Source organism: Rhodoglobus sp. G.S.4 (assembly GCF_056619605.1).
Genome location: NZ_CM152748.1, coordinates 1761497 through 1788075, shown reverse-complemented (window position 1 = coordinate 1788075; position 26579 = coordinate 1761497). Strand labels below are relative to the sequence as shown.

Below are 26579 nucleotides of genomic sequence, written 5' to 3'. Positions count from 1 at the left end.
ACTCGAATTAGCCCTAGCGCAGCGCGCTGAACTTGGTGTTGAGGGTTGTGAGATCGCGGATGCGCCGCTCAAGTGTGATGCCCAAGAACAACACGATCGCGCCGCCGATAACTGCCCAGAGCCACCACGAGGTCAGTTGATAGAAGCTGATCAGCGCGGGAGCGAACGTGTGTGATGCGTGGATGAGTACGACAATCGTGGCGATAACGAGTGGTGCTTTGAGCTTGAGCCATGCCCCAACAACGATGATCGCTACCGCGACGATTCCGAGGGCGACGATGCGCCACTGAGTGCCATCGCTGTCAGTGTCGATGAACGTTGCGATGAGGCTCGGTGCCAGCAGGATGAGGAGCCCAGCACTGAGCCAACGCATGCTTCGAGCATCCGGGTCGCTCACCATTCGAAGGCTCCCGTGGGCGAGGAGGGCAACGCCGATGAGCACGGTGACCCATTCCAGCGGCTGCACGAGATCGCCGAAGTAGGCGATAGCTCCGACAATGCTGGCGAGGGCGAACCCGAGGTAGCTCATTCGGTGGGTGAGTGGTCGCGTCGATGGACGTGAAGCGAGCACGAGCAGTGCGCCGCCGAGGGCTGCGAGAACGATGATTCGGATGGTGTCGATTGGCTGGTCGCGCTGACCTGCCTCAAGAAGCGCGAGCGTCTCTATCGCGTAGAGCAACACGAGTGCGCTACCGAGTAGCACTTCGCTGAGCACGGCCCAGCGGGGGCGGTTATCGTCGTGCGAGAATCCGCTGGCGGCAGCACCGAAGCTGGCAAGGGCAAGCACCGCGGCGGCGGCGAGCAGTCCAGCGTCGAGTTCGGGCACCATCCCTCGACTGTCGGCGATCATGATGATTGCGCGCGAAGCGGTGGTGACGACAAGCCCGATCGCGGAGGCGATGATCGCAACGCCCCAGAAGTCGATGAGGTCGCTGCGCGGTTCCACGAAGGCGGCGGTCAGGAGCAGTGCCCCGCAGAGCCCAGCAATGACGAGGGTGCGGAGTCCGTCACCACTGGCAGCATTCAGTGCGAGTGGCAGTATCGCGATGAGGAGTCCGGCGAGAGTAATCGCCGGAGCCGAGGCTAGCCGTGCTTGCCGCAGTTCTGCGCGCGCGATGAAGATCGAGAGTGCGATGACGATGGCGGCGAGGGGAAGCACATAGGCTTCGAGCGCTTCGACGCGGGACTGATCGAGGCGCAACCAGAGCGCCCAAGTGCCGAACGCGACAGCACCCCATATAGCGTGGCGGCGCAATGATGCCGATCCGAACACTCCGTCACGCGAGATCGAGCTGAGGAGCACCGTTACCGACACGAGCAGCGCGATCAACCATGGCGTGTGCTGCGGTTCAAGGATTGCGCTCACTGTGGTGATCGCGGCAACAGCCAGCGCGCTAATCTCGCTGGCTCGTCGAACGGGAGCGTCGTGGTCGCGCAGGCGCAGAATCATGCTGAAAGCGCCGACGAGCACGGATGCCGTGGCGGGGGCGAGTTCGATGGCGACCGTGGGGAGTTCGATCATTCTGCTTGCGCTGTCGAGCAACCAGGCCGTGGCGGGGGCGAGGGCGGCAGCTGCAGCAATTGCTTCGGGAACGGAGGCGCTCGCACCGCGCCCAAAGATAGTGAAGCTCAGTGCGGTAAGTACGAGAACGGCGCCAACGACGTTGACGATGGACAGATCGAGCATGAACGGAGCGGGTGACCCGGCTCCACTTGCAAAGGCCGTGCCCCCAAGGTTGGCACTCCAGAGGGATGCTGCCGCCAGAGCCGTGACACTGAATCCGGCCCACCACAGCGTGCGGGGTTCGAGCATGGCGTTCTCACGTGAGCGCATCATGAGCGCTCGGGCGATCATCCCGAAGCCAAGAATTGCGGCGATGAGCCAGAATTCGAGGTAGAGCGTTGCGCTGACGACGTAGGTGCCGAGCGCTACGAGCACAGCGAAGGTGAACGCCACGTAGGCAACGGTGCGGGTGAGTGGCGGCTTCGCGAACCGAGCGTTGGTGACGAGGAGCGCAGCGCCGAGAGTCACCAAGGCAACGATGCGGATGCTGCTGAGCGGTGTCGACGAACCGTTCAAGTCGATCGCGATGATGCCTTCGACCGCATAGAGCAGTACGACGGCGGCGCCCAGTAGTGCGGGGCTCGACTTCTGCCACAGAGTTGAGTGCGAAACGCGCGCGAAGTCTGTGTAGGCGAGCCCGAAACTGGCAACGGTCAGAAGCGTCACGGCGCCGATGAGCATGAACTCGGCGTTGGGCTGAGCACTTGGTGCGGCAGTGAACGAGTAGAGGGTGCGGGCTGCTGTGGCGGTGATGAGTCCGGTGGCGGCGGCTACAACGCTGATGCCCCAGAAGCTGAGCAGTGACGGGCGTGGTGCGATGAAGGCGGCCGCGAGCAGGAGTGCCCCACAGAGTGCGGAGATGATGAGCGTACTTGTTCCCGAGCCGCTTGCTGCGTTGAGCGCGAGCGGAACTACGGCAATGAGGAGGCCGGCGAGTGCGATGAAGGGTGCCGAGCGCAGGGAGGATTCCCGTAACTCTGCGCGGGCAGTGAAGATCGAGATAGCCAACACGATTGCGGCAAGCGGGAGTACGTAGGCTTCGAGGGCCTCAACCCGGGACTGGTCGAGGCGCAACCAGAGCGCCCAAGTGGAGAACGCAACTGCGCCCCAGATGACGAAGCGACGCGGCGAATGTGAGCCAAAGATTCCGTCGGCGGAGATCGACGCCAGCAGAAGCGTGATCGAGACGAGCAGGGCGATTAGCCAGTGCGTTTCGTGGGGTTGAAGAATTGCGCTTGCCGTGGTGATTGCCGCAACCGTTAGCGCGCTGAGCTCTCCAATGCGCCGAACGAGCGTGTGGCGTTGGCGCACGCGAAGAGTCATGCTCAGAGCGCCGACGAGAACGGATGCCGTGGCCGGAGCCAGCTCGATCGCTATGGCGCCGAGACCGGCGGTGCGGCTCGCACTATCGAGAGCCCAGACCAGAGCGGGAGCGAGGGCGGCAGCAGCGACGAGTCTTTCGGCAGTGCGCGTCTGCGTCGGGCTCGTCACACCCGTGCCGGTAGACGCTGTGCTGGTAGAAACTGTGTTGCTGAATGTGGTGCTCCTCAGCATGGTGATGCTGAGTATGGTGACCAAGAGCACGGCGACGACCACACTGATGATGTTCAGGCTGAGAGCGAGCGGTGCGTCGGGGAATGGGGCCCCGTCGACTGTCGAGGTCCAGAGAATGCTGCCTGCCAGTGCTGTGCTGACGAATCCCATCCACCACAAAACTCGTCGTTCGAGGTCGGTTACTTCGCGCGTGCGGGGCCAGAGCGATCGGGCACTGATGATCACGGCAAGAACGGAGACGGTCAGCCATGATTCGAGAGGGTTGGGGCTCGTGGCGGTGAGAGCGAATTGCAGTTGTTCGCCGAAGCCAGCGGCCGCGAGAAGAAGCGCGAGCATCGCCGTGCCGAGCATCGTGGCGCGAACGGCAACGGCGGTGACGAGGTAGCGGGCGGCGAAGAGAATTGCGGCGGTGCCCATGCTGGCGAGTAGCCACGTGCCGTAGCTCGACCATCCTGAGACATAGGCGAGCACCAGAGGAAGGGAGCCGCCAATGATGAGGATGACCGTGCTGGTGCGTAACCCAGGGCGGCGGCGCTGGCTGATGCCAATTGCGACCACAGCGAGTGCCGCCAGCGCGAGCCAGACCGCAATGACCGGCAACAGCGTTCCGGCCAGCGGCGCAGCGAGGGCGAGGGCAGCACCGGCGCTCGCCAGCACTAGGGGGAGCCGTGCGCGAAGTTGTCCTGTAGCCCACCACGCGAGCGTCATGATGACGGGAACGCTGAGAATCGCGAGTTGGGGCCAGCCGTTGTCGCTGACGTCGAACGGCGCGCTCGCCGGTGTGATGCGGCGCAGCGACGACTGAGTAACGTACTGCATGGCAATAGCGAGTGAGCTCGCGAGGGGCGAGATGAGAGCGATTGCGGTGATCGCCCAGACTCCGAGCGACGCCCAATGGGTCGTGTTGCGGCTCGCAGCGCCGAAGTATCGTCCGCTGCCTTCGCTGAGTACAGCTAGGGCGGTCAGGGTTGCGACGACGGCGAATGCGCCGATAGGGGCATCAGTTTCGATGAGATTCCACACCGCAGTTGCCACGGTTATCCCAGAGATCACGGCAAAGCTATTACGGATGATCGTGCCGAAACCTGCCCGCTGTGCGGCAACACTGTGGGCTGCCGCGACGGCGCCCAACAGGAGGAGCCAGCCTGCGGTCGAGTCGTCGTCTGACAATCGGAGCGGGAAATAGAGGGAGGCGAGCGCGCTGAGGAATCCGATCGAGAGTGACACGAACGCGTAAACGATCATGATCACTCGCTCGGCTACCCCACGGTAGTTGCCGTGGGCGGCGGTCAGGTAGATGAGCGTCGCGGCGGAGAAGGCCACCATCGGAATCAACACGAGAGTGTTCGGGGAGTCTCCATTGGCGAGCCCAGCGATGAGGAGTGCGGCGGCGGGAGGGAACGCGGCAAAGCCAAACACGTTGACAAGGGTGAGTTTGCTCGCCCGGTGCCAGAACATGAACCCCAGCGAGGCCACAATCAGGGCGGCTCCCCAGTACACGCGACCAGCGGAGTCACCAACGACTAGAAGCTCGTTGGCGCGCACTGCATAGATATCGAGCACGACAAGCACGACGGCCAGCGCTGAGAGTGCTTCTGCTGTCGCGGAGAGCCCACGTTTTTTCACCATCGTTGCGCCGACGATGCTCGCGATAGTGATGGTCGCGATGATCGCTGACCGCCAGATGAGTCCGAAGCTAATGAAGGCGTAGATGAGGAAGAAGATCGCGCCGACCGACAGTAGTGACACTCCGACGATCAGCAGGATGACCTGGATGCCCGTATGTGAGCGAGCGGTGGGTGCTTCATTTACGCCGGACGCCGTGTATTCGGTTAGGCGAGGCGCAGGCTCGAGAGGGCTCGCAAGAGATGAGGTGGCTGCAGCAGCAGCCGAAGCAGCTGCAGCAACATCTGGCGCCGATGTCGGCTGCGGATACACCGGTGCTGCAAGTGGCGTCGGGGGAGCCTCGGCGGCAACAGTGTGAGTGGGGGGTGCCAGTGCGGCTGTTGAGCGAGCCGCGCGTTGAGCTGCGGCTGCTTCGAGCGCGGCTCGTTCGGCAAGACGGAGCTCATCGCGAATTCGCGTGCGTTCGGCGGCTGTCTCGAACCGGATCTTTCCGATCAGTTCAAGCCGCGCATCCATGAGTGCAACGACGTTGAGCGACTCGTCCCTTAGGCGAGCGGCGTCGGGGTGGTTCATGTCGAGCCCGCAACTCACACACACCAGGTTGTTCGGAAGTGCTACAAAGCAGGCAGGGCAGCGTGAACTGTCAATGAGGTCTTTGGGGCCACGGGGAAAAAGTACGTGGCCGACATGCTCAATAAAGGAACGCGGTGCACCAACCATTTACTCGGAGTTCCTTTCGGGAGGAACCCTCAGAGTAGCGTTGAATAATCCTTAAGAAGCGATTAGACGCGAAAGTGTGGACTGCTGCTGCGAGAAGCCATTCGCTATCTGGATTTCTGGGCGAGGCTTTTCGAGGCGGTTAGTCCACGCTTGACCATCCCACCAGCGCAGCATGTGGCTGCCAGCGGGATCCGGGTACCAACCGAAGGGGGGAAGTTGAGTAGCGGTGTTAGACATCGGGGGAGTCCAAGGTGCCCTGCCGCGGTGGGCGATACGGGTGCGGCGTGCGATCCAGCCGCGGGGGATCAGTTCGGGGAACGGCTATCCCCAGTATAGGGGGCACGCTCGAATCCTGACAAGGGGTCAGTTAGTTGCCGCGCGCGGCTAAACGCGACCCCTCTGACCGTGGGTAAGATAGTCGCGTGAACATCTTCGGTTTTGTAATCTCTTTGGCGCTCTTTGTCGGTGGAATTTACATGATGGGCGAAGCTTTTTATGTAGAGGGCCTCGAGTCGGTCGTCTTCATGGGCGGACTCCTCATCACGTGCCTCGGAGTATTCGTGCCGATTCACATCATGAAGCGCATCGATAGCTAATTGACCGTGGCGAGCTTTCTGAGTCGGCTCGCCCCTCTTGCGTTGACCCTCCGCGGGTCAAAGCGCATGTTTAGTGATCCGCAAAAAACTCTCAACAGGGTTGAGCAGCTTCGACTGCACCCCGCACAGGCCACACCGCCAGCATCCATCTCCCGTCACGTGGATGTCACTTCTCGCGTTGTTGACGGATGGACAGTATTCGACGTCTCCGCCCGCGCCGGCGCTAGCCCAGCCAAGGCACTCTTTCTTCACGGCGGTTGCTACGTCTTCGAGATTGATCCACTGCACTGGCGATTTGTTGCCAAACTCGTTCGCGAAACCGGCGTAACCATCAGTGTTCCGATCATGCCGCTTGCCCCAGCCGGGCAGGCATCCGTCGTTGTCGACAAAGTTGCCAACCTGGCGCAGTCGCTGATCGCCGAGGTGGGTGCCAGCAATGTCAGTGTGATTGGTGATTCATCCGGAGGTGGAATGGCGCTCGCGGTGGCGATGGAACTTCGCGACCGCAAACACGAACCGTTGCGGGCGATCGTCCTGTCGGCGCCGTGGCTCGACATCAGTGGGACTGACCCCAAACTGGCGGAGATCGCGCCAAGTGATCCCTGGCTGGCTGTGCCGGGAACTAAGGCAGCGGGAGCACTGTATCGCGCAGAATTGCCGGAATCTGACTGGCGCGTAAGCCCGATCCATGGCGAGCTAGCGGGCCTCGGTCCGATAACCGTGTTCACCGGAACGCGAGACATCGTGCACGCCGATGCACTTCGACTGCTCGAACAAGCAACCGAACAGGGCATTCAGATCGACTTCCATGTGGGGGAGGGAATGATCCACAACTATCCGATCCTGCCCATCCCTGAAGGGGCACAAGCTCGGGCAGTCGCAGCGACAGCTATTCGCTGAGCAGCCTCACAGAACCGCGTTAACGACTAAAGGCCGCCTCAAACGAGGCGGCCTTTAGTAGTGGAGGGGATACGGAGAATCGAACTCCGGTCATCAGTTTGGAAGACTGAGGCTTTACCATTAAGCTACATCCCCACTTGGCACCCGATCGTGCTGTGCGCCGAGGAATACTGTACCTGAAACCTGGCGAAGAACGAAGTCGAGACCGGCATAACTGAATTTCGCCGCCTATTTACTGGCAACAGCTGGGGGAGAACTGCTGATCTGCAGATCTCGTCAACATTCTGTTCTCGCTCAGGCTAGACTTGCCGAGGCCAATTGAGTACCGGCGCGATTTTCTGCGTCGCGGTCAGATCTATGTACGGCGCCCGGGGCGTAGCTCAGCTTGGTAGAGCGCTCGGTTTGGGACCGAGAGGTCGCAGGTTCGAATCCTGTCGCCCCGACGAATACACACAACGAATTACAGGAGTCCACAACGTGAAGACAACCGTTGAGAAGTTGAGCCCGACCCGCGTCAAGCTCAACATTTCGGTCACCCCAGAAGAACTCAAGCCGAGCATTGACCACGCGTACAGCCACATCGCATCGCAGGTCAACATTCCCGGTTTCCGCAAAGGCAAGGTTCCACCGCAGCTCGTTGACCAGCGCGTCGGCCGTGAAGAGATCCTCAACCACGCAGTGAGCGACAGCCTTGACGGTTTCTACCGCCAGGCCGTAACCGAAGAAGAGATTCGCGTTCTTGGTCGCCCCGAGGCAGACATTGTCACGTGGCCAGAGGTCAAGGACTTCAGCGGAGAACTTGTTCTCGCTATCGAGGTTGACGTTCGCCCCGAATTCGATCTTCCTGACTACGACAAGCTCACCCTCACGGTTGACGCTGTCGAAGCATCCGCGGATGACGTGAAAGACGAACTCGACACCTTGCGTGCTCGCTTCGGAACCCTCGTTACCGTTGATCGCCCCGCAAAGAAGGGCGACTTCGCTCAGCTCGACCTCGTAGCCAAGATTGGCGACACCGAGGTCGACTCCGCATCGAGCATTTCGTACGAGCTTGGCTCTGGCGAACTGATCGAGGGCATCGATGAGGCGCTCGACTCGCTCAGCGCCGGCGAATCGACCACCTTTGAGTCAGTTCTTCTCGGTGGAGACAACGAGGGCGAGACAGCAGTAATCAGCCTTTCACTGCTGACCGTCAAGGAGCGCGAGCTTCCTGAGGCAGACGACGACTTCGCCCAGATGGCCAGTGAGTTCGACACCATCAAGGAACTCAAGGCCGACCTCAAGGAGCAGGTCAAGCGCTCGAAGGCCTTCGGCCAGGGTGCAGCAGCTCGCGACCAGATCGTTGACGAACTGCTCAAGACTCTTGACATCCCCGTTCCCGAGAAGCTCGTTGAAGACGAAGTTCACCGTCACCTCGAGAACGAAAATCGCCTCGAAGACGACGAGCACCGCGCTGAGGTCGTTATCGCTAGCGAGAAGACTTTCCGTTCACAGATCCTCCTCGACTCCATCGTTGAGAAGGAAGAGATCAAGGTCAGCCAAGAAGAGCTCACCTCGTACCTCGTGCAGGGTGCTCAGCAGTACGGCATGGAGCCGGGCGAGTTCATCCAGGTTCTGGACAAGAACGGCCAGATCCCCGCAATGGTTGCCGAAGTTGCTCGCAGCAAGGCCCTCGCGGTCGTGCTCAGCAAGGCAAAGGTTGTTGACACCAAGGGCAAGACAGTAGACGTATCGGCATTCACCGCCGTCGCAAACGCTGACGTTGTCGAGGATGACGCTGCAGTAGAAGAAGCAGCAGACGAGTCCTAAAACACAGCTTCATACTCGTGGCCAGCTAGTTATCTAGCTGGCCACGAGTTCGTTAACGCGTAGTTTGTGATTAACCAGTGATGGTGTCGAGGAACAGCCGCGAGTAGCGTGCACCGTCGACTCCGAGAGCCACATCGATCCGGCGGAATAGCGGATCGCCAGCGCCCGACTGTTCATGACCGGCAGTTCTGTGGTCAACCACGGTCTGCCCCCGAGTAAGCGGATCGCCGAGACTAACTCGAACAGGCAAATTCGTGGTGCTCAGACCATCCGGATCGATTGCGGCGCACACCGCACCCGCGTCTCCGATGTCTCCATGGCCTTCGCCAACAACTCGAACCTCCCCACCCTTCACCGAGACAATGTGCTGGAGCAAGCGACCGGCTAACTGCGCTCCTGGTTCGGATGCCGCTGCAAGGTCCGCGATATCTGTGGGGGAAATCGTCACCGAGTAGAACACATCGAGACCATACATAGTGATGGGAACGCCAGAACTCAACACGATTTCGGCGGCCTCTGGATCGTGCCACGTGTTGAACTCGGCGACGGCTGTCGCGTTGCCAACGGAGGCCGAACCACCCATGAACACGATTCGTTCAACGTTGGCCAAAACTTCGGGATACATGCGCACCAAGAGGGCAATGTTGGTCATCGGTGCCAACGGAACCACAGTCACCGGGGTAGGGCTGGCAAGAATTTCGCGGCGCAAGAGTTCAACAGCATGCAGCGGCACAGTGCTGCGTGGTGAAGGCGCGAGGTTCAGGTCGCCAAGGCCGTCTGTGCCATGCACATGAGCGGCATGGTTAGCCTCGGCGAGCAGCGGGCGACTGGCACCCGCAGCGACCGGAACATCACCGGCGCCCGCGGCATCCAGTACCGCAAGCGTGTTCTTGACGACCTGTTCAAGGCTGGCGTTGCCTGCGACACACGTGACCGCACGCAGATTAACGTCGGGATGCCGCACAGCGACCATCAGGGCAAGGGCATCGTCAATGCCAGTATCAACGTCGAGAATCATTTGCTGCATGACGCAATGCTAACCGCGGCGGAGCTGCTTAATCAGCGACAAGTTCGGCCGCGTAGCCACGCACCGAGCGCGAGTAAATCGGCAGATAGTCAGCCAACGCCATCAGGGCAACCGCAGCCGCATGAGTTGCCTCTCCGCGACTGGTCAACGCGAGAGCGAGAAAGGCAGCAGAAGGCCCCGTCCACTCATCATCGGGATGCTCGTGCAATTGCTGCTCAAGCATCGCTATCGCCTCATCGATGCGACCGAGATTGCGCAGCGTGCTCGCCAACTGAATGATTGCGCGTGGCCGTAGCGCGACATCCAGCCCGTTTTCGAGCGCTCGACGATAGAGCGGTTCGGCTTCAGCTTCGAGGCCGGCATAGTCGCGAGCGCCTGCGGCCTCGAACAAAGCCTCGGCATCGTCACCATCGCGTTCGGCGACAAGCTCATCGATAGCGATGACAACATCGCCTTCTGCCATGGACTCCGCGTTGGACCAGATATCTGCGACTCGGTCGCGCCAGTTGTCATGCATTTTGTGAGCCTACAAGCACCGCTGAACGACGCGGTACTTTGCCTAGGGCGAACAAGCCAGAATCGGGACGCGTACTCGGATACATTCGTATCAAGCGATTACTGAAACGGAGCGCAACAATGGCCCAACCGGCATTGGTCTCAAGTGTTTTTGACCAACTCCTCAAAGATCGCATCATCTGGCTTGGCTCAGAGGTGCGGGACTCAAACGCGAACGAGATCTGTGCAAAGATCTTGCTGCTCGCGGCAGAGGACCCCAAGCGCGACATCTACCTCTACGTCAACTCACCCGGTGGATCTATCACCGCGGGAATGGCAATCTACGACACGATGAAGTTCGTACCGAACGACATCGTTACCGTCGGCATCGGCCTTGCCGCGTCGATGGGGCAGTTCCTGCTCTCATCCGGCACCAAGGGCAAGCGCTACATCACCCCGAACGCTCGTGTTCTCTTGCACCAGCCGTCGGGCGGATTCGGCGGAACCTCTGCTGACATTCAAACTCAGGCTGGCGTCATCCTCGATATGAAGAAGCGCATGGCTGAGCTCACTGCAGAGCAGACCGGCAAGAGCGTCGAGCAAGTGCTGATCGACAACGACCGCGACAACTGGTTCACGGCTCGTGAAGCGCTCGAATATGGCTTTGTTGACCACCTGCGCGAGTTCGCGTCCGACGTCGTAGGCGGCGGCGGAACCGAAGAGGGCGCATCCGACAACGACGCCACCAGCAAGAAGGACTAGCAATGACGAATTTCAACCTCGGAGCACACGCGCCCGCCGGCATTGGTCGTCCGGATGTCGATGCTCGCTACATTCTGCCGACGTTCGAAGAGCGCACGGCCTATGGCTACAAGCGTCAAGACCCGTACGCGAAGCTGTTCGAAGATCGCATCATCTTCTTGGGTGTGCAGATCGATGACGCCTCCGCCGATGACGTCATGGCTCAGCTTCTCGTTCTCGAGAGCCAAGACCCTGACCGCGACATCGTGATGTACATCAACTCGCCCGGTGGCTCGTTCACCGCGATGACGGCCATCTACGACACGATGCAGTACATCCGTCCCCACATCCAGACTGTGGTTCTCGGTCAGGCAGCATCTGCTGCCGCCGTGATCACCGCCGGTGGAACGAAGGGCAAGCGTCTCGCTCTGCCCAACGCTCGCATCATGATCCACCAGCCTGCTGGCGGTTCAGAAGGTGCAAGCCAGGCTTCGGACATCGAGATCCAGGCTCGCGAGATCCTGCGCATGCGTACGTGGCTCGAAGAGACCCTGTCGCACCACTCGAACCGTACGCCCGAACAGGTCAACAAGGACATCGAGCGCGACAAGATTCTGAGCGCCGCTGACGCTGTCGAGTACGGTCTTATCGACCAGGTACTCACCAGCCGCAAGACGTTGCCGGCGATCACAAGCTAGCGAACTCAATGCAGCGCTAGCGGCTTCGGCCTATAGCGACTGTGCAGCACTGAGGCGGTCATCCGAATTGTGGATGACCGCCTCAGTCAGTTAATCGCCGGAGTCATCAGCCTTCTTGCGTCTCGCGGAGATGAGGAAGATCGCAACGCCAGCAACAAGCACCAAAGTAATCGCGGCAGCAATCAGCACAACCGTCGACGCATCGAGCGTGGGGCTCGCATCAGTACTCTCGTTTTCAGAGTGTGTCTGGTCTGGTCCCGGTGCAGCCTCGTCGAGGGTTCCGCCACCGCACGCGGGGGGAGTGGTGAGCCCCCTAGAGATTGTTTGGCTGGAATCGGGCTGCCAGTCGAATCCGACCTCTCCAGAGATCGTGTGACCATCTGCGGAGACAACCTGCCACTGCATTAGATAGTCGCCAGCCTCCCCGAGCGTGGCGCCGGTAGAGAGCGTTGCATCACGGATGGCGAAACATCCGTCACCGAAGTACTCTCCCGATTCGTTAGTGATCTGGATGGCGAAGCCGCCAGCATCGCCGGAAAGGTCGAGCAGAGTGTCGTTTGTGGTCACGGAAAATTCCGTAGGCAACTCAGTGACGATCGCACCCTCTTCAGGATTGCTCGTGACTAGGTAGTTATGTGCGTACGCGGGCGCGGCCACGAGCAGCATGAGCGCTGCAATCATGGCCGCGCTGAGCGCAGCGCCGGTGCGGGTAATTCGACGCATCTGTGGAGCTACTTGCTGGTGGGGCGACGGAAAGCGAAGGCCAAGACCAGCGCTGCGAGTCCAGCAACGAGTCCAGCAATTCCGAGACCGCGCGCGACAGGATCACTGCTGTTCGCAGCTGCAGCGTTGTTACTCGCTGCCGCGTCATCGTGGCTGTCATCGCCGCCGTGCGTGTCTTCGTCAGTCGCAGCAGCATCGTGATGGCCAACCGGCTCGTCGTTGATGTAGAGCACCGGGGCAGGCTTCTCCGCGCCCTCTTCGGTTCCGCTCCAGCTAACGACTGAACCATCGGTGTACGTCTGGTCTGCCGTGAGTACGACGCTGCCGACGTCGGGGATGGGACCGAGTGAGACGGGCAGGAGTAGGAGCGCGCCGTCGCCGAGTTCTGAGCCAGCCTGAGCAGTCCAAATGATCGACGTCACAGCTTCGGTGATTTCGCTTTCGCCGACCATGACGGGTTCGGGAAGTTCGCTGCGCACAAGCTCGGCGTCCCAACCGGGAACCGGAACAAAGCGCACACTCGTGAAGGGCGTATCGGTGGGCAGTTTGAGCTCTACCTGGTTAGTTTTTTCGGTTTCTGACTCATTCGGCACCTTAACGGTGATGAGCGCGTACGAGCCAGCTTCGGCTTGCCCGGGTTCGATCGATACGTGTGCGATCGCGGCCAACGGGGCCGCAATAGCCAGGGTTGCGCCTGCCGCGAGGGCGAGGGCAGATTTCGTGAAGGCAGCTTTAGTCAAAATAGTCATTTCGTTCTCTCTGAAGGGTCGCAAGTATGCGACAAAAGTAAGGGGATGCTGTGCGGGCTAAGCCGCTGTGGTCGCGGCAGGTGGGCCGCGATAGCGCATCGTTGAGAGAAAACGGGTGGCAAAGCGCGCGAGATGAAGCGGTTGCTCAGGTCGGGGAACCGGAGCTGTTCGCACTGTGATCGCGACAACCGGTGTGAGTAGCCGTGCCAGGAACAACCGTGCCGTTGTCAGAAGCCCCCAGAAAGCGACCTCCGCGTAACGGACCATGACGATCGTGACAACGGCAGCACCAAGGTGGGAGAGTGACATGACCGAACTGGCGCTCTGAGTAACAGAGCTGAAGTTCACGGTCATTGCCGACATGTCATGGCCCGCAATTCCCTCAGGCGCGAGCATCGTACTAAAGAGTGCGTGGTACATGGCTTGGCTGGCAATGATCGCCACGGTCAGTCGTGCAAGTGAGACAGTGCGACCGGCGAGCAATGTGCACACCGCGACAGAGATCACGAGCGACACGGCCATTCCGAACAGCGACGGGGAAACCCCGCCAGCTAGGAGATGGGAGAGGGCTGCGGCAAGTGTGGCAAAGAAGGCTGCCGCACTTCCACGAAGCACGCGCATTGCACGGGTATGCATGGGGCTCCTTCTCTCAGTTGCATCGAACTCGTTAAGCCTAGTTCGTATCCGGAGCCAGATTCGCTTGGTCGGTCACCCGGTGGCTAGTGGCCGGGCCTCGACGCGCCGAAACGCCGCCCGTAATGGTGACGGAGACTGACCCAAAATCGGGTTAGGCTCGTAATCAAGGTATTTACTCAAGGAGAGGAACCGGCATGGCCCGAATTGGGGAAAGCGCGGACCTGCTCAAGTGTTCCTTCTGCGGCAAAAGCCAAAAGCAGGTTCAGCAGTTGATTGCCGGTCCCGGCGTCTATATCTGCGACGAGTGCGTAGATCTCTGCAACGAGATTATTGAAGAACGCCTGGCTGAAGCCGGCGAAGAGGCGTCGAGCGAATTCGACCTGCCTAAGCCTCGCGAAATCTACGCGTTCCTTGAGGAATACGTCATCGGCCAGGAGGCCGCCAAGCGCGCCCTCTCCGTTGCCGTCTACAACCACTACAAGCGCGTTCGCGCCCGCAACACCATCACTTCTGCTGACGCTGTTATCGACGATGTCGAGATCGCTAAGTCCAACATCCTGCTCATCGGCCCAACCGGTTGCGGCAAGACGTACTTGGCGCAGACTCTGGCCAAGCGACTCAATGTTCCCTTCGCTGTTGCGGATGCCACGGCTCTGACCGAAGCAGGCTATGTCGGCGAGGATGTTGAGAACATTCTCCTCAAGCTCATTCAGGCAGCTGACTACGACGTCAAGCGTGCCGAGACCGGCATCATCTACATCGACGAGATCGACAAGATCGCCCGTAAGGCAGAAAACCCCTCCATCACTCGAGACGTATCGGGTGAGGGCGTGCAGCAGGCGCTGCTCAAGATTTTGGAAGGCACTGTCGCCTCTGTTCCCCCACAGGGTGGCCGCAAGCATCCTCACCAAGAGTTTATTCAGGTCGACACGACCAACGTGCTCTTCATCGTTGCCGGCGCTTTTGCTGGTCTCGAAGAGATCATCTCCAATCGCGCAGGCAAAAAGGGCATCGGCTTCGGTGCGCCGCTCCACAGCAAGGGTGACGACGTCAACCTCTTCGGTGAGGTGCTGCCGGAAGACCTCCATAAGTTCGGACTCATTCCCGAGTTCATTGGTCGACTGCCCGTCGTGACGACGGTGACCCAGCTGGACCAGGTCGCTCTCATGGATATCCTTACGACGCCGAAGAACGCGCTCGTGCGTCAGTACCAGCGCATGTTCGAGATTGACGGAGTTGAGCTCGAATTCGAGCATGACGCCTTAGAGTCGATCGCTGACCTCGCCGTGCTTCGTCAGACCGGCGCGCGCGGACTGCGTGCGATTCTTGAAGAAGTACTTGGTCCGATTATGTTCGACGTGCCGTCAGACGAAACCGTCGGCCGCGTTATCGTCACCAAGGCTGCAGTACTCGAGAATGCCGCACCGACGATCATCCCGCGCGAGATTATGCGCGAAGAGAAGTCAGCCTAACTCGCAAGTTTTCTAGAGTTCATTCTCCGGAGTTCATTCTCCGGTAGCGACTGGAAGAGTGCTGGGCAGTCGGCGCTAAATAATGCTGCATGCGCACGGTTCCTGACGGCGAGAGCCTTCCCGTAAGTACTCCTTCGCACCGCTCGCTGCTCCTCCTGCTCTATTGGGAGTTCTCTTGGCGTGCCCAAGCGTTAAGGGCACAACTCATAAGCCTGCGACACCCTCACGGCGCCCTATTTTCGTTTCGGTGGTCTCGAACCGTTGACAATCTCCTTTACTTAATTCTATAGTTTGTTTAGTCCTGAACTAAGGGGAACCAATGGCGCTTCGACCGATGGCACGCACCGACGTAAACCGATCAGCAATCCTTGCTCATCTCGGTGCACACGGCCCGGCCTCTCGAGCAGAGCTCGCACGAACGCTGAGCCTCTCACCGGCTTTGATGACCCAACTCACGAAAGACCTTCTGAACGACGGGCTGCTCAGTGAGTTGGAACATCAGCCATCGCAAGGTGGACGCCCGGCGCGCATGCTCGGCCTTGTGTCGAGCGCGGGGCGAGCGGTCGGTGTGAAAGTTGCCTCCGATCACGTCGCCTTCGTCGAAGTGGGAATCGATGGATCACTGCTGCGCACGGCGAGCGAACCATTCGATGCAGCGTCAGCCACCATGCTCACAACCCTTGCCGGCCTACTGCGCGCATTCATTGCCGGAGGTTCCGAAGCACCGCTGCTCGGCATCGGAGTCGGAGTTCCCGGTGCCGTTGACTCGCAGGCTGAAGGTGTAGTCAGCTCTACCCAGCTGAAGTGGAACAACGTTCCCATCGGCGCCACTCTTCGGCGTGAACTTGGAATGCCCGTTCTGGTCGAAAACAACGTCAACGCCCTCGCGATGGCTGAACGGCTCTATGGTCTCGGGCGCCGTCATCGCAACTTTCTCGCCGTCACAATCGGAACCGGTGTCGGTGCAGCAATAGTCGTCGATGGGGGAATAGTCCGCGGTTTCGGAGGAGGCGCCGGTGAAATAGGACATTTTCCTGTTCGCGACAACGGCCCACTCTGTAGCTGTGGCAATACCGGATGCCTCGAAACTTTCGTGTCCGAATCTGCCCTGGTCGCCACAGCCAGAGACCGCGGCGTCATCGCAAGCACCGCGGGAATCACTGCGCTTCGCGATGCTGCGGATCAGGGGAACGCTGAAGCGATCGCCGTGTTCGGCGAAGCTGGCCACCTGCTGGGGCGCGTAATTGCCGGACTCGTGCATGTAATTGACCCTGAGATTGTGATCCTCCTCGGAGAAGGCACCGCTGACTGGCACCACTGGTCCTTCGGATTTGAACCGGCCTTCCGTGCGGCACTTATCCCGTCCCGTCGTGGTATTCCCGTTGCTGTTGAGACTTGGCAGGATGCCAGTTGGGCACAAGGAGCCGCCACCCTCGTGCTTGCCACCCCGTTCGATGCAGAAGGTATCGCCGGGGAACAAGGAGACTTGGTTCGCCAACGTCTGGTCCAGCAGGCATCGCCACCGGAGCGCGCCTAATGGCTATACCAACCGTATTGAGTGCGACACCGACCCCTGACTCCCCGGCAATACGGCTGCGGAGCTCAGCTCTTCGGAGAAGACGGCCCCGAGCATCCGCTGGCTACGTGCTTACCGTTCTTGCATTTCTCCTGCCCAGCGCCATTCCGCTAGTGCTCTTCGTACTCGGCCCAATGCTTGCTGCAGCGTGGATCAGCTTCACCGAGTGGAATCTCATCACGCCAATGGAATTTATTGGCTGGGCTAACTACCAGTCGCTGCTTGCCGACGAGCGCACCGCCGAAGTCTTTCTGCACACCATTCAGTACATCGCAGGCTACTTACCCCTCGTCTACATTGGCGGGCTCGCACTAGCACTCGCACTGAACCGTGCGCTCAAAGGCCGTTCGCTCTGGCGCGGCATCTACTTTCTGCCCGTCGTAACCAGCTGGATCGCCGTCGCCATCGTGTGGCGTTGGTTGCTCAATCCCAACAACGGAGTCGTCAACCTGGCCCTGGGCTGGTTCGGAATTGATGGCCCCGGCTGGTGGACCGATCCCGACTGGGCAATGATCTCGATCATCCTCGCCAGTGCGTGGAAAGACCTTGGATTTGTGATGGTTATCTTGCTCGCCGGTCTTCAGTCGATCAACCCTGACCTGTACGACGCAGCAAAAGTTGACGGCGCCGGTGCATGGAGTCGACTGAAGAACGTCACGATCCCCATGCTGAGCCCGAGCAGTTTCTTCGTCGTCGTCATCTCACTCATCAACGGCTTCCAAGTGTTTGATCAGGTCTACGCAATGACCGGTGGTGGACCGGGTGGATCCACTCAAGTAGTGGTTCAACAGATCTACGACCTGACGTTCCGCTACGGGGCCGCAGGCGAAGCCTCCGCCCTCTCATGGTTGCTGTTCATCGTGATTCTCGGCGTAACAGTGATTCAAATTATTGGACAGAAGAGGTGGGTGCACTATGCATAATTCACAGCGCGTTCGCCCTAAATCGATTGCATTACACGTCGTTGTCATCGTGGGCGCTGTGGCAATGTTCTTCCCGTTCTTGTGGACCTTCATCACCTCCATCACGCCAGGTGCAGGTTTTTCGATTGCTCCGCAGCTCTGGCCAGAAAACCCCTCATTTGAGGCGTACCAAACGCTCTTTACCGAGCGACCCTTTGCGCGAGTTATCGCCAACAGCGTCGGGCTCGCCCTTGTGACAACCGTGGTGCAACTGTTCACAAGCGCTACAGCCGCCTATGCCTTCAGTCGATTGCCATTTCGTGGGCGCGGCGTCGTGTTCGCTATCTACCTGGCAACCATGATGATCCCGCTGCAAGTGCTTATCGTTCCCCTATTTGCCGAGCTAAAAGCCTTCGGGTTGCTGAACACCTACCTAGGAGCGCTCTTGCCGACGTTTGCTAGCGCCTTCGGCATCTTCCTGCTGCGGCAAGCCATCAACCAGGTTCCACGCGACCTAGATGAAGCAGCGACGCTTGACGGAGCCGGGCACTTTCGAGTGTTCACCCAGATCGTCCTTCCGAACATTCGCCCCGCGCTCGCAACGCTCACAGTCTTTGCTTTCATGAGCAGTTGGAACGCGTTCCTCTGGCCGCTCGTTGTGCTTCGTTCACCCGAACTACAGACACTGCCGATCGCACTCGCCGGACTACAAGGTCAGTACACCACCGCGTGGGATGTCGTGATGGCCGGCTCAGTCGTGAGCATCCTGCCGATGCTCGCGCTCTACATTTTCGCCCAGAAATACATCATTCAGGGCGTCGCAAGCTCAGGGATCAAGTAGGCCCCGGGACACCAGAGATCCATTCATCACCTGACATCAAAGGAGATATCTAGCATGAAACGTTCACTACTTGCTGCGGGAGGCATCCTCGGCGTCTCGGCACTGCTGCTGAGTGCGTGCGCCACGAAACCCGCGAGCAGCGACGACCCGGTAACGATCACCTATTCAAACTTCACCTCATCAGGAGGAAACGAAGAGAACCTGCAAACGATCATTGATGCGTTTGAAACAGACAACCCCAACATCAAGGTCGAGGTGACGACGTTGCCCTACGGCGACTACTTCACGACCCTGCAAACCGACCTCGCCGCCGGCACCGTCGCGGATGTCGTAGACACGAACTACGACTTCTTCCCGCAGTTGGCTTCGAGCGGTTCGCTCGCCCCACTCGAAGTCACCAACCCCGACTCCTACCGCGAATCGCTCATCGATGCCTACTCGGTCGATGGCACGAGTTATGGGCTGCCGAGCTCATTCTCCGACGTAGTGCTCTACTACAACGCTGATCTGTTCGACGCCGCCGGGCTCGACTACCCGACAAGCGACTGGACCTGGACTGATGAAATGGCAGCGGCAGAGGCGCTCACCGATTCAGCAACAGGAACCTGGGGAGATCACCAACCGGTGTCGTTCTATGAGTTCTACAAAGTGCTCGACCAGAATGGCGCATCGTTCTTGAGCGATGACGGTACATCGGTCGCGTTTAACACTCCGGAGGGCATTGAGGCTGCCGAATGGCTCACCTCAAAGAGTGGCACTGTCATGCCAACCATCGAAGAAGGTCAAGGCACCGCCGACTTTGACACCAACCTCTTCCTCGAAGGCAAACTGGGAATGATGCACTCCGGCATCTGGGTCTTCGGGGCGCTGGCTGATGCACCATTCACGTGGGACATTGCGGTCGAGCCAGGAAACACTCAGCAGGCCAGCGCAGTGTTCTCGAACGCGGTCGGTGTTTCTGCAGCATCCGATCACATCGCAGAGGCAAGCGCTTTCGCTGAATTCTTGACCTCATCACAGACGATGATTGACGTGCGTTTGGACACCGGTTGGGAGTTGCCTCCCACGAGCGATGAAGAACAGCTCGCCGTATACCTGACCAAGGACACTCCGGCCAACCGTCAAGCAGTGTTCGACTCGCTTGACTCGATTGCGCTCACCCCGCTTGTCGAGAATGGCCAGCAGGAGATGCAAGACATCGTCACCGAGGAACTGATTGAGGCGCAGGCTGGCCGCAAGTCAGTGGCTGATGCTCTCGCCAGTGCTGAAGAAAGAGTCAACGCAGTAATCGGATAGCACTTCTCTCGAGTGAGGCCCACCCCGTTCACGTGAGTGTGGGCCTCACTCCCAGCTGGCCCAGGAGGGCACGTAATGACTTCACCCACCGACGACGAGTCTCTCGCGTCGCTCGCGGCTCACAGCGTCACACTGATCGCGACGCTGCAGCACCCCACCGGTGCGTACCCCGCGAGCCCCACCTTCTCAGCGTATGCCGGCTATTCGTGGTTTCGCGATGGGGCATTCATCGCAGACGGGATGTCGGCGGCGAACGCTGTCGACTCGGCGTCCCAGTTTTTTGACTGGTGCGAAACAATTCTTCTCGATCGTTGTACCCAGATTGACGCGATCGAGCTTGCCGAGGCAGCCGGAAGACCGCTCGCTAATTCTCAGATGCTTGCCACTCGCTTCACTTTCAACGGTGGTGAAGGCAACGACGACTGGTGGGACTTCCAAACGGATGGCTTCGGCACGTGGGTGTGGGCGGCTGTAGCGCATGCGCAACGGCACGGTCTCAGTCTCGAACGCTGGAGAAGGGGCATCGAATTGTCGGTGCGTTATCTTCTGGCCACCTGGCAGCGCCCCTGCTTCGACTGGTGGGAAGAGCACGAATCCGAGCGCCATGTCTCGACGCTGGGATGCGTCGTAGCCGGGTTGAGCGCGGCCGCTGACTCTGGGGTACTCGCGTCAGAGTGGCAAACACGGGCACGGCTCGCTGCCGCAGAAGCTCAGGACCTCATTCAGCGTGAGGGCATTCGTGATGGTCACTTGGTCAAGTGGTTGGGGTCTGATGCAGTCGACGGATCACTCGCCGCGCTCATCGCTCCACTCGGAGTAGTTGATGGCACTTCGTCTGTTGCGTCGCAAACTGTGGCGCGCATCATGGCCAAACTGGCAGTGAACGGGGGAGTGCATCGCTATCTCGACGACACTTTTTATGGCGGTGGACAATGGCCGCTGCTCAGTTGCATGGTCGGCCTCGCATACTCTGCCGGAGGCGACTCCGCACGAGCTCGCGAACAATTGGAATGGGCTGCCACGACCGTAACGGCTGAAGGGTTCTTGCCGGAACAAGTCGATGACCACCTTCTCGCCCCGACGCGGGTTGCAGAGTGGCTCGAACGCTGGGGAACCGTTGCCACACCCTTGCTGTGGAGCCATGCCATGTTCGTGCGGCTAGCCGTGGAGATTGGCGTTTACGTGCCGCCAGTGGCAACCGAACCAGCACACGAAACTACTGAACGACACCACGGAAATGAAAGAGAGACTGTCTAGTGCTGAGACATCGACCACGAGGCTCGGGTCACCCATATTCGGTTGATACAGAACAGCGTCAGCCGGTAATCCCCATCGAAGGTGATGACCTTCGTCTGGGAGTGCGCGCGACCTCCGACGTTGACGAAGTAACCCTCGAGTGGCACGACGGCGAATCGATTACCGAGCATCCACTCGAGCGGGTTCAACAGCGTTCACGGGGACAGGCCGTTGACGGCGGCCACTTAGCGTCTGCTCAGGCCAAACTGGCGCGGGCCAGCACCGGCTTCGCGGTAGCAGTCAGCACCATAGGGGCGGGGGCTTCCTACCGCTACCGGTTCGTTGGAGGCCCACGCTCCTCACCACGCTCGCAGTCCACACGGTGGTTCTCTGTTCGAGCATCGGGTTGGCAGAGTGCGCCAGACTCCCGTGTTGCCGTGGATGCCGCTGCCGGGCTTGTTGCCGGCAGCGTTAGCGTGCTCACTGACGGGCACGGAATCGCGAGAGTGCGATTCGCTTTGGCTCTTGAAGCTGGAGAGCACGTGTCTGGCTTTGGCGAGCGCTTCGACTCTCTTGACCATCGCGGGACGAGTCTCGACTCAGTGGTCTTCGAGCAGTACAAGTCGCAGGGCGCCGAACGCAAAACATACCTTCCGATGCCTTTCGCTCATGTCGTTGGCGGGCGCGGTTGGGGCTTTCACGTGCGGACGAGTCGCCGGGTGTGGTTCGACGTGGCGGAAAGCGATTCTGAGTTGCTCTGGATCGAGGCAGAGCTTGACGCGGTCGATGATGACGCCGAGGTGCTCACCGTCGGCGGCTATGACGGCAGTCCCGCTCAGGTGCTCAACCAATTCCTGGCCGAAGTCGGGAGACCGGAAGTGTTGCCGAGCTGGGTCCACCGGTTGTGGGCCAGCGGCAATGAGTGGAACACTCAAGCCGAAGTCATGCGTCAGATGGATGCCCATCGTGAGCACGGCATCCCGGTCGGTTGCGTCGTTATCGAAGCGTGGAGTGACGAAAGTACCTTCACGGTGTGGCGGGATGCGCAATACACGCCGACCCCCGACGGCGCACCACTGGCCCTTACTGACTTTAGGTTCCCCGCCGAGGGTGCCTGGCCCGACCCGAAGGCCATGATTGATGAGCTGCACGATCGCGACGTTCGCGTGTTGTTGTGGCAGATTCCCCTGATCAAGATGCGTCCCCATCCGGTGGGGCAAGCCCGTTTCGATGCCGATGCCGCAGTGGCAGAGGGCGTGCTTATTCAGGATGAGGACCCTCGCGGTGCGCTCAAGCCGTACCGCAATCGCGGTTGGTGGTTTCCGCTCTCTCTGATGCCGGACCTCACAGATGACCGATCCGCTCGCTGGTGGACGGAGAAGCGTCGCTACCTCGTCGAAGACATGGGCGTCGATGGTTTCAAGACTGATGGCGGCGAACATGCGTGGGGCTCCGAGTTGCACTATCGCGATGGGCGTCGCGGCGACGAAAAGAACAACACATTTCCCGTGCACTACGCGCGGGCCTACGGAGACCTGTTGCGGCGAGCAGGCAAAGCGCCGGTGACATTCTCTCGAGCAGGCTACACGGGATCTCAGGCGCACGGCGCTTTTTGGGCCGGCGACGAGAACTCAACCTGGGATGCATTCCGTTGGTCGTTGTTCGCTGGTCTCAACGCAAGTGCGAGTGGGATTCTCTATTGGGGGTGGGACTTGGCTGGGTTTAGCGGAGACGTACCAACGGCGGAACTGTATGTGCGCTCCCTTGCCGCAGCTGCGTTCGTCCCGATCATGCAATACCACTCAGAGTTCAACCATCACCGTTCGCCGAGTAGAGACCGAACACCCTGGAATATTGCCGAGCAGTCAGAAAACCCCGCAGTGCTCTCAATGAGTCGCTCGATTGTTGAATTGCGCGAACGCCTTGTCCCGTACCTTGCTGCGGAGAGCGAGTGGGCGGTAGCCAACGGGACAAACGTGATGCGTCCATTGTTCTTTGACTGGCCTCAGGATGAACGACTCTGGAAGCAACCCTTGCAGTGGATGCTGGGGCGAGACATTCTCGTTTCACCCGTCACCGAAGAGGGCGCCCGTGAGCACTCGACAATGCTTCCCGCTGGTGACTGGGTTCACGCCTTTAGCGGCGATCCCGTTGAGGAAGCGGCAACCGATACTCGAACAGTGCCGTGGGACGAGGTTCCCGTCTACGTGCGTGCAGAAGCGTGGCAGCGTTTAGCGGCCACATTTAACGGGTAGTGCGCGGATCGATGATCCTGAGGGCGACCGCGTCCGGTAATGGAGCCTCAGCAAGATTCGGGTAGTGCTGAGTCAGGATCGCCCTCAGGGCATCGTGCTAGATGACATCTAAGTGTCGGGGTGCGCTAGGCGCAACCGGGACTATTGTGCCCTGTTCGGGTGGTTTGCGAAAGAGTTTCAGCAATTTTTGTTGAGCACGCACAATGATCGTGCGTTGGTGGGCTGAATAGCCTGCATATATCGTCGAAACGTCCGCAACTGTTGCTTCGATCGAGGCGGAGTCTGAAGCATGCGCAACGGACTCCGCTCCGACGAAAGGGTTCTAGCTCAGCCCGCGACGATTCAGCAGAGGCTGCAGTTCGGCGTCACGACCGCGGAAATCGCGGAATGCTTCGAGTGGATTCTTCGAGCCGCCGACACCGAGAAGTTTCGATCGAAAGCGGTCGCCATTGGCTCGCGTGAGCCCGCCATTTTCGGTGAACCACTCAACAGTGTCGGCATCCAACACTTCGCTCCAAATGTAGGAGTAGTAGCCAGCATCGTAGGCAGAGTTTGCGAAGATGTGCTGAAAGTAGGTGCTTGAATAGCGCGGAGGTACCGCAGCATTGTCGAGGCCGACCGCAGCTAGCGCCTGCGCTTCGAAAGCGGCAACATCAGTCACGTCATCGTCGGCGCCAATGCGGTGCCAGGCTTGGTCGATGAGGGCAGCAGCCAGGTACTCACTCGTGAGGAACCCTTCGTTGAAAGCAGCGCTCGCGTGGATGCGTTCGACGATCTCGCGTGGCATTGATTCACCGGTCTGATAGTGCTTGGCGTAGTTGTCGAGCACCTCGGGCCAGAGCATCCACATTTCGTTTACCTGACTGGGGAATTCAACGAAGTCGCGGTAGGTGTTTGTGCCTGAGAACTTCGGGTAGGTCACTCGAGCGAACAGCCCGTGCAATGCGTGCCCGAATTCGTGAAAGAGCGTGTTCACTTCGTCATAGGTCAGCAGGGTGACTTCGCCAGCCGCAGGCTTAGGCACATTGAGGTTGTTGGTCACAATGACCGGATGCCCGAGCAGATCCGACTGCGAAATGAGCGAGTTCATCCACGCCCCACCGCGCTTCGAATCACGCGTGTACAGATCAAGCGTGTACAGGCCAACCTCGGTGCCGTCCTCGTTCGTGACCTCAAAAATGCGAACGTCTGGGTGGTACGCCGGAAGGTCATAGCGCTCACTGAATGTCACGCCATACAGCTTGGTCGCGGCAAAGAACACACCATCACGCAGCACGCGCTCTGCCTCGAAGTATGGGCGCATCTGGGTGGTATCGACGCTGTATTGTTCGGCCCGAACTTTCTCCGAGTAGTAAGCCCAATCGGCGGCGGTCACCTCAGTGTGAGCCAGCTTCTCGAGCGCAGCATGTTCTTCACGAGCATTGCGGGCAGCAGCCGGTGCGAGCTTTCCGAGCATGTCTGCCACGCGCTGCGGGTTCTGCGCCGTCTCGTCGGCCGTAACCCATGCCGCATGACTCTCAAAGCCCAACAGTGCCGCCCGCTGAGAGCGCACCTTGGCGATCTCAAGAACCAGAGCACGGTTATCGAAATCCCCACCCCGAATACCGCGGGCTCGTGACGCTGCCAAAACTCGACCGCGCACGTCCGCATTGTGCAAGACAGACAAGTGAGGCTGGTTGGTTGGCAGAATCAGAGTGATCAGGTACTTGCCGGTGAGACCACGATCTGCTGCAGCACTCGCGGCAGCAGAAATTTCTGACGCATCGAGACCGGCGAGTTCTTCAGCACTATCCACAACGATCGCAAGATCATTGGTGTCGGCGAGCAGGTTCTTCTCAAACCTCGTCGTCAAGCTCGACAGCCGGGAGTTGTATTCGCGCAAGGTGGCCTTGGCCTCGTCGTCGAGACCAGCGCCTGAGAGCGTGAACTCTGTGAAATAGCGTTCGACGAGGTAGCGCGCTTCGGCATCCAGCGTGCTGGAATCAAGGCCATCGTGAATATGGCGGATGCGCTCGTAGAGTTCGCTGTTGAGGCTAATGGCGTCGCGATGAGCAGCAAATTTCGGGGCAATGACCTCTTCAAGAGCATCCGTCGCCGCGTTGCTGTCGGCCGAGGTCTTATTGAAGAAGACAATCGCGGCACGCTCAAGCAGTTGACCACTTTTCTCCAAAGGAATCATCGTGTTTTCGAAGGTCGGCGAATCAGTCTGAGAGGTTATCGCCGCTATCTCCTCAAGCTGCTGCGCCATGCCTTTCTCGAACGCGGGAGCGTAGTGCTCATCCTCGATATCGGCGAACGGTGGCATACCAAAGGGCAGCGTGCTGGGCTCAAAGAAAGGATTGGTCATACATCCACCCTATTCTCGGAGTATGACTAGAGAGCGCTACACCCACGGCCATCACGAAAGTGTTCTCAAATCGCACACGTGGCGAACCATCGCAAACTCTGCGGCATACCTCGAGCCACACCTGCAGCCAGGGCTCTCGCTTCTCGATATTGGCTGCGGGCCAGGCACAATAACGACGGAGTTTGCCAAGGGACTCGCCCCTGGCACGGTTGTTGGGTTGGATGCCGCTCCCGCAGCGATAGAAAAAGCCTCGGCCTTCACCGCCGACAACCTCAGTTTCGTCGTCGGTGACGCCTATGCGCTGCCATTCGACGACAACAGTTTCGATCTCGTGCACTCGCATCAGACTCTGCAGCATCTTGGCGACCCGGTCGCGGCGCTCGGAGAAATGAAACGTGTTGCCAAGCCGGGTGGGCTCATCGCGGTGCGCGATGTCGACTATGCGGGCGTCATCGCTTATCCCGAATTGCCGGGGCTCCGAGTCTGGGCTGACCTCTATGACTCAGTGCACCGCAGTAACGGGGGCGAGCCGAACGCGGGCCGGCGCCTGAAGGCCTGGGCGCTGGAGGCGGGGCTCACCGATCTCACCGTGACGGCATCCGTCTGGAACTTTTCCGACGCCCCTGACCGTGAATGGTGGGGCAGCATGTGGGAGGCGCGAGTGTTGGAATCGGCTTTTGCCGAGGATGCACTGAGCAAGTCGCTCGCCACACACGAGGTGTTGCAGCAGATAAGTGCTGCGTGGCGCGAGTGGGCAGATTCGCCAGACGCGTGGTTGGCAATGCCGCACGGTGAGATTCTCGCGAGAGTGTGATC

General features: G+C 59.8%; 21 protein-coding genes and 2 tRNA genes. 14 read left to right on the top strand and 9 right to left on the bottom strand.

Annotated elements, in window-relative coordinates; translation table 11 throughout:
• Positions 1–13: 13 nt before the first annotated feature.
• Both AC061P_RS08610 and AC061P_RS08605 read right to left on the bottom strand, forming a co-directional pair.
• On the bottom strand, positions 14–5464 hold the full coding sequence (locus AC061P_RS08610; protein ID WP_480390930.1) for an SCO7613 C-terminal domain-containing membrane protein: 5451 nt from the start codon (positions 5462–5464) through the stop codon (positions 14–16).
• A gap of 51 nt (positions 5465–5515) precedes the next feature.
• Positions 5516–5701 carry a DUF2510 domain-containing protein gene (locus tag AC061P_RS08605; protein ID WP_449646969.1) on the bottom strand — a complete coding sequence of 62 codons (186 nt, stop codon included), beginning with the start codon at positions 5699–5701 and terminating at the stop codon, positions 5516–5518.
• Between the two features lie 185 nt (positions 5702–5886).
• On the opposite strand from AC061P_RS08605, the gene AC061P_RS08600 reads away from it, so the two are divergent.
• On the top strand, positions 5887–6060 hold the full coding sequence (locus tag AC061P_RS08600) for a hypothetical protein (RefSeq protein WP_449646968.1): 174 nt from the start codon (positions 5887–5889) through the stop codon (positions 6058–6060).
• 6 nt (positions 6061–6066) lie between these two features.
• Positions 6067–6960, top strand: a complete 894-nt coding sequence (locus AC061P_RS08595) for an alpha/beta hydrolase fold domain-containing protein (RefSeq protein WP_449646967.1) — start codon at positions 6067–6069, stop codon at positions 6958–6960.
• A 61-nt stretch (positions 6961–7021) separates the two neighbouring features.
• Here the strand turns inward: AC061P_RS08595 and AC061P_RS08590 are convergent.
• Positions 7022–7095, bottom strand: a tRNA-Gly gene (locus AC061P_RS08590).
• Between the two features lie 234 nt (positions 7096–7329).
• Between AC061P_RS08590 and AC061P_RS08585 the strand changes: the two genes are divergently transcribed.
• Both AC061P_RS08585 and tig read left to right on the top strand, forming a co-directional pair.
• Positions 7330–7403: transfer RNA gene (locus AC061P_RS08585), tRNA-Pro, on the top strand.
• Between the two features lie 34 nt (positions 7404–7437).
• Positions 7438–8769, top strand: coding sequence for a trigger factor (gene tig / locus AC061P_RS08580; RefSeq protein ID WP_480390929.1), 1332 nt, complete (start codon positions 7438–7440; stop codon positions 8767–8769).
• Between the two features lie 70 nt (positions 8770–8839).
• Here tig and AC061P_RS08575 read toward each other — a convergent pair whose 3' ends face one another.
• Together AC061P_RS08575 and AC061P_RS08570 are read right to left on the bottom strand one after the other, a co-directional pair.
• Positions 8840–9796: a nucleoside hydrolase gene (locus AC061P_RS08575; protein ID WP_480390928.1), complete on the bottom strand. Its 957-nt coding sequence runs from the start codon at positions 9794–9796 to the stop codon at positions 8840–8842.
• Positions 9797–9824: 28 nt separating this feature from the next.
• Positions 9825–10313 (bottom strand): tetratricopeptide repeat protein, encoded by a 489-nt coding sequence (locus AC061P_RS08570; RefSeq protein ID WP_449646964.1) that lies wholly within the window; start codon positions 10311–10313, stop codon positions 9825–9827.
• A gap of 119 nt (positions 10314–10432) precedes the next feature.
• Here AC061P_RS08570 and AC061P_RS08565 point away from each other — a divergent pair, with 119 nt between their 5' ends.
• The gene (locus AC061P_RS08565; protein ID WP_219948205.1) at positions 10433–11053 is read left to right on the top strand and encodes an ATP-dependent Clp protease proteolytic subunit; all 621 of its coding nucleotides are present in this window, start codon (positions 10433–10435) and stop codon (positions 11051–11053) included.
• Positions 11054–11055: 2 nt separating this feature from the next.
• Positions 11056–11730, top strand: a complete 675-nt coding sequence (locus AC061P_RS08560; protein WP_449646963.1) for an ATP-dependent Clp protease proteolytic subunit — start codon at positions 11056–11058, stop codon at positions 11728–11730.
• A gap of 90 nt (positions 11731–11820) precedes the next feature.
• On the opposite strand, the gene AC061P_RS08555 is transcribed toward AC061P_RS08560, so the two are convergent.
• The 3 genes from AC061P_RS08555 to AC061P_RS08545 are packed head-to-tail and all read right to left on the bottom strand — an operon-like array spanning position 11821 to position 13838.
• On the bottom strand, positions 11821–12453 hold the full coding sequence (locus tag AC061P_RS08555; protein ID WP_480390927.1) for a copper resistance CopC family protein: 633 nt from the start codon (positions 12451–12453) through the stop codon (positions 11821–11823).
• 8 nt (positions 12454–12461) lie between these two features.
• A complete protein-coding gene (locus tag AC061P_RS08550) occupies positions 12462–13202 on the bottom strand; it encodes a YcnI family copper-binding membrane protein (protein ID WP_480390926.1) in 741 nt (246 codons plus the stop codon).
• A 57-nt stretch (positions 13203–13259) separates the two neighbouring features.
• Positions 13260–13838: a hypothetical protein gene (locus AC061P_RS08545; protein ID WP_480390925.1), complete on the bottom strand. Its 579-nt coding sequence runs from the start codon at positions 13836–13838 to the stop codon at positions 13260–13262.
• A 194-nt stretch (positions 13839–14032) separates the two neighbouring features.
• On the opposite strand from AC061P_RS08545, the gene clpX reads away from it, so the two are divergent.
• The 7 genes from clpX (at position 14033) to AC061P_RS08510 (ending at position 23416) form a co-directional block, all read left to right on the top strand.
• Positions 14033–15310 (top strand): ATP-dependent Clp protease ATP-binding subunit ClpX, encoded by a 1278-nt coding sequence (gene clpX, locus AC061P_RS08540; RefSeq protein ID WP_449646959.1) that lies wholly within the window; start codon positions 14033–14035, stop codon positions 15308–15310.
• Positions 15311–15629: 319 nt separating this feature from the next.
• Positions 15630–16847 (top strand): ROK family protein, encoded by a 1218-nt coding sequence (locus AC061P_RS08535; protein ID WP_480390924.1) that lies wholly within the window; start codon positions 15630–15632, stop codon positions 16845–16847.
• On the top strand, positions 16847–17809 hold the full coding sequence (locus AC061P_RS08530) for a carbohydrate ABC transporter permease (protein WP_480390923.1): 963 nt from the start codon (positions 16847–16849) through the stop codon (positions 17807–17809). Before AC061P_RS08535 ends, AC061P_RS08530 begins: the two co-directional genes overlap by 1 nt.
• Positions 17802–18629, top strand: a complete 828-nt coding sequence (locus tag AC061P_RS08525) for a carbohydrate ABC transporter permease (protein WP_449646956.1) — start codon at positions 17802–17804, stop codon at positions 18627–18629. Before AC061P_RS08530 ends, AC061P_RS08525 begins: the two co-directional genes overlap by 8 nt.
• 54 nt (positions 18630–18683) lie before the next feature.
• Positions 18684–19925 (top strand): ABC transporter substrate-binding protein, encoded by a 1242-nt coding sequence (locus AC061P_RS08520; protein WP_480390922.1) that lies wholly within the window; start codon positions 18684–18686, stop codon positions 19923–19925.
• A 75-nt stretch (positions 19926–20000) separates the two neighbouring features.
• Positions 20001–21182 (top strand): glycoside hydrolase family 15 protein, encoded by a 1182-nt coding sequence (locus AC061P_RS08515; RefSeq protein ID WP_449646954.1) that lies wholly within the window; start codon positions 20001–20003, stop codon positions 21180–21182.
• Positions 21182–23416: a glycoside hydrolase family 31 protein gene (locus AC061P_RS08510; RefSeq protein WP_480390921.1), complete on the top strand. Its 2235-nt coding sequence runs from the start codon at positions 21182–21184 to the stop codon at positions 23414–23416. Before AC061P_RS08515 ends, AC061P_RS08510 begins: the two co-directional genes overlap by 1 nt.
• A 322-nt stretch (positions 23417–23738) precedes the next feature.
• Here AC061P_RS08510 and AC061P_RS08505 read toward each other — a convergent pair whose 3' ends face one another.
• On the bottom strand, positions 23739–25763 hold the full coding sequence (locus AC061P_RS08505) for a M3 family metallopeptidase (protein ID WP_480390920.1): 2025 nt from the start codon (positions 25761–25763) through the stop codon (positions 23739–23741).
• Between the two features lie 22 nt (positions 25764–25785).
• Here AC061P_RS08505 and AC061P_RS08500 point away from each other — a divergent pair, with 22 nt between their 5' ends.
• A complete protein-coding gene (locus AC061P_RS08500) occupies positions 25786–26577 on the top strand; it encodes a methyltransferase domain-containing protein (protein ID WP_480390919.1) in 792 nt (263 codons plus the stop codon).
• Positions 26578–26579 lie beyond the last annotated feature (2 nt).

Bases quoted from the DNA above. Each gene is read 5' to 3' on its own strand.
- AC061P_RS08610 (WP_480390930.1), bottom strand. From the start codon at position 5,464: ATGGTTGGTGCACCGCGTTCCTTTATTGAGCATGTCGGCCACGTACTT.
- AC061P_RS08605 (WP_449646969.1), bottom strand. From the start codon at position 5,701: ATGTCTAACACCGCTACTCAACTTCCCCCCTTCGGTTGGTACCCGGAT.
- AC061P_RS08575 (WP_480390928.1), bottom strand. From the start codon at position 9,796: ATGCAGCAAATGATTCTCGACGTTGATACTGGCATTGACGATGCCCTT.
- AC061P_RS08570 (WP_449646964.1), bottom strand. From the start codon at position 10,313: ATGCATGACAACTGGCGCGACCGAGTCGCAGATATCTGGTCCAACGCG.
- AC061P_RS08565 (WP_219948205.1), top strand. From the start codon at position 10,433: ATGGCCCAACCGGCATTGGTCTCAAGTGTTTTTGACCAACTCCTCAAA.
- AC061P_RS08560 (WP_449646963.1), top strand. From the start codon at position 11,056: ATGACGAATTTCAACCTCGGAGCACACGCGCCCGCCGGCATTGGTCGT.
- AC061P_RS08555 (WP_480390927.1), bottom strand. From the start codon at position 12,453: ATGCGTCGAATTACCCGCACCGGCGCTGCGCTCAGCGCGGCCATGATT.
- AC061P_RS08550 (WP_480390926.1), bottom strand. From the start codon at position 13,202: ATGACTATTTTGACTAAAGCTGCCTTCACGAAATCTGCCCTCGCCCTC.
- AC061P_RS08545 (WP_480390925.1), bottom strand. From the start codon at position 13,838: ATGCATACCCGTGCAATGCGCGTGCTTCGTGGAAGTGCGGCAGCCTTC.
- clpX (WP_449646959.1), top strand. From the start codon at position 14,033: ATGGCCCGAATTGGGGAAAGCGCGGACCTGCTCAAGTGTTCCTTCTGC.
- AC061P_RS08535 (WP_480390924.1), top strand. From the start codon at position 15,630: ATGGCGCTTCGACCGATGGCACGCACCGACGTAAACCGATCAGCAATC.
- AC061P_RS08530 (WP_480390923.1), top strand. From the start codon at position 16,847: ATGGCTATACCAACCGTATTGAGTGCGACACCGACCCCTGACTCCCCG.
- AC061P_RS08525 (WP_449646956.1), top strand. From the start codon at position 17,802: ATGCATAATTCACAGCGCGTTCGCCCTAAATCGATTGCATTACACGTC.
- AC061P_RS08520 (WP_480390922.1), top strand. From the start codon at position 18,684: ATGAAACGTTCACTACTTGCTGCGGGAGGCATCCTCGGCGTCTCGGCA.
- AC061P_RS08515 (WP_449646954.1), top strand. From the start codon at position 20,001: ATGACTTCACCCACCGACGACGAGTCTCTCGCGTCGCTCGCGGCTCAC.
- AC061P_RS08505 (WP_480390920.1), bottom strand. From the start codon at position 25,763: ATGACCAATCCTTTCTTTGAGCCCAGCACGCTGCCCTTTGGTATGCCA.
- AC061P_RS08500 (WP_480390919.1), top strand. From the start codon at position 25,786: ATGACTAGAGAGCGCTACACCCACGGCCATCACGAAAGTGTTCTCAAA.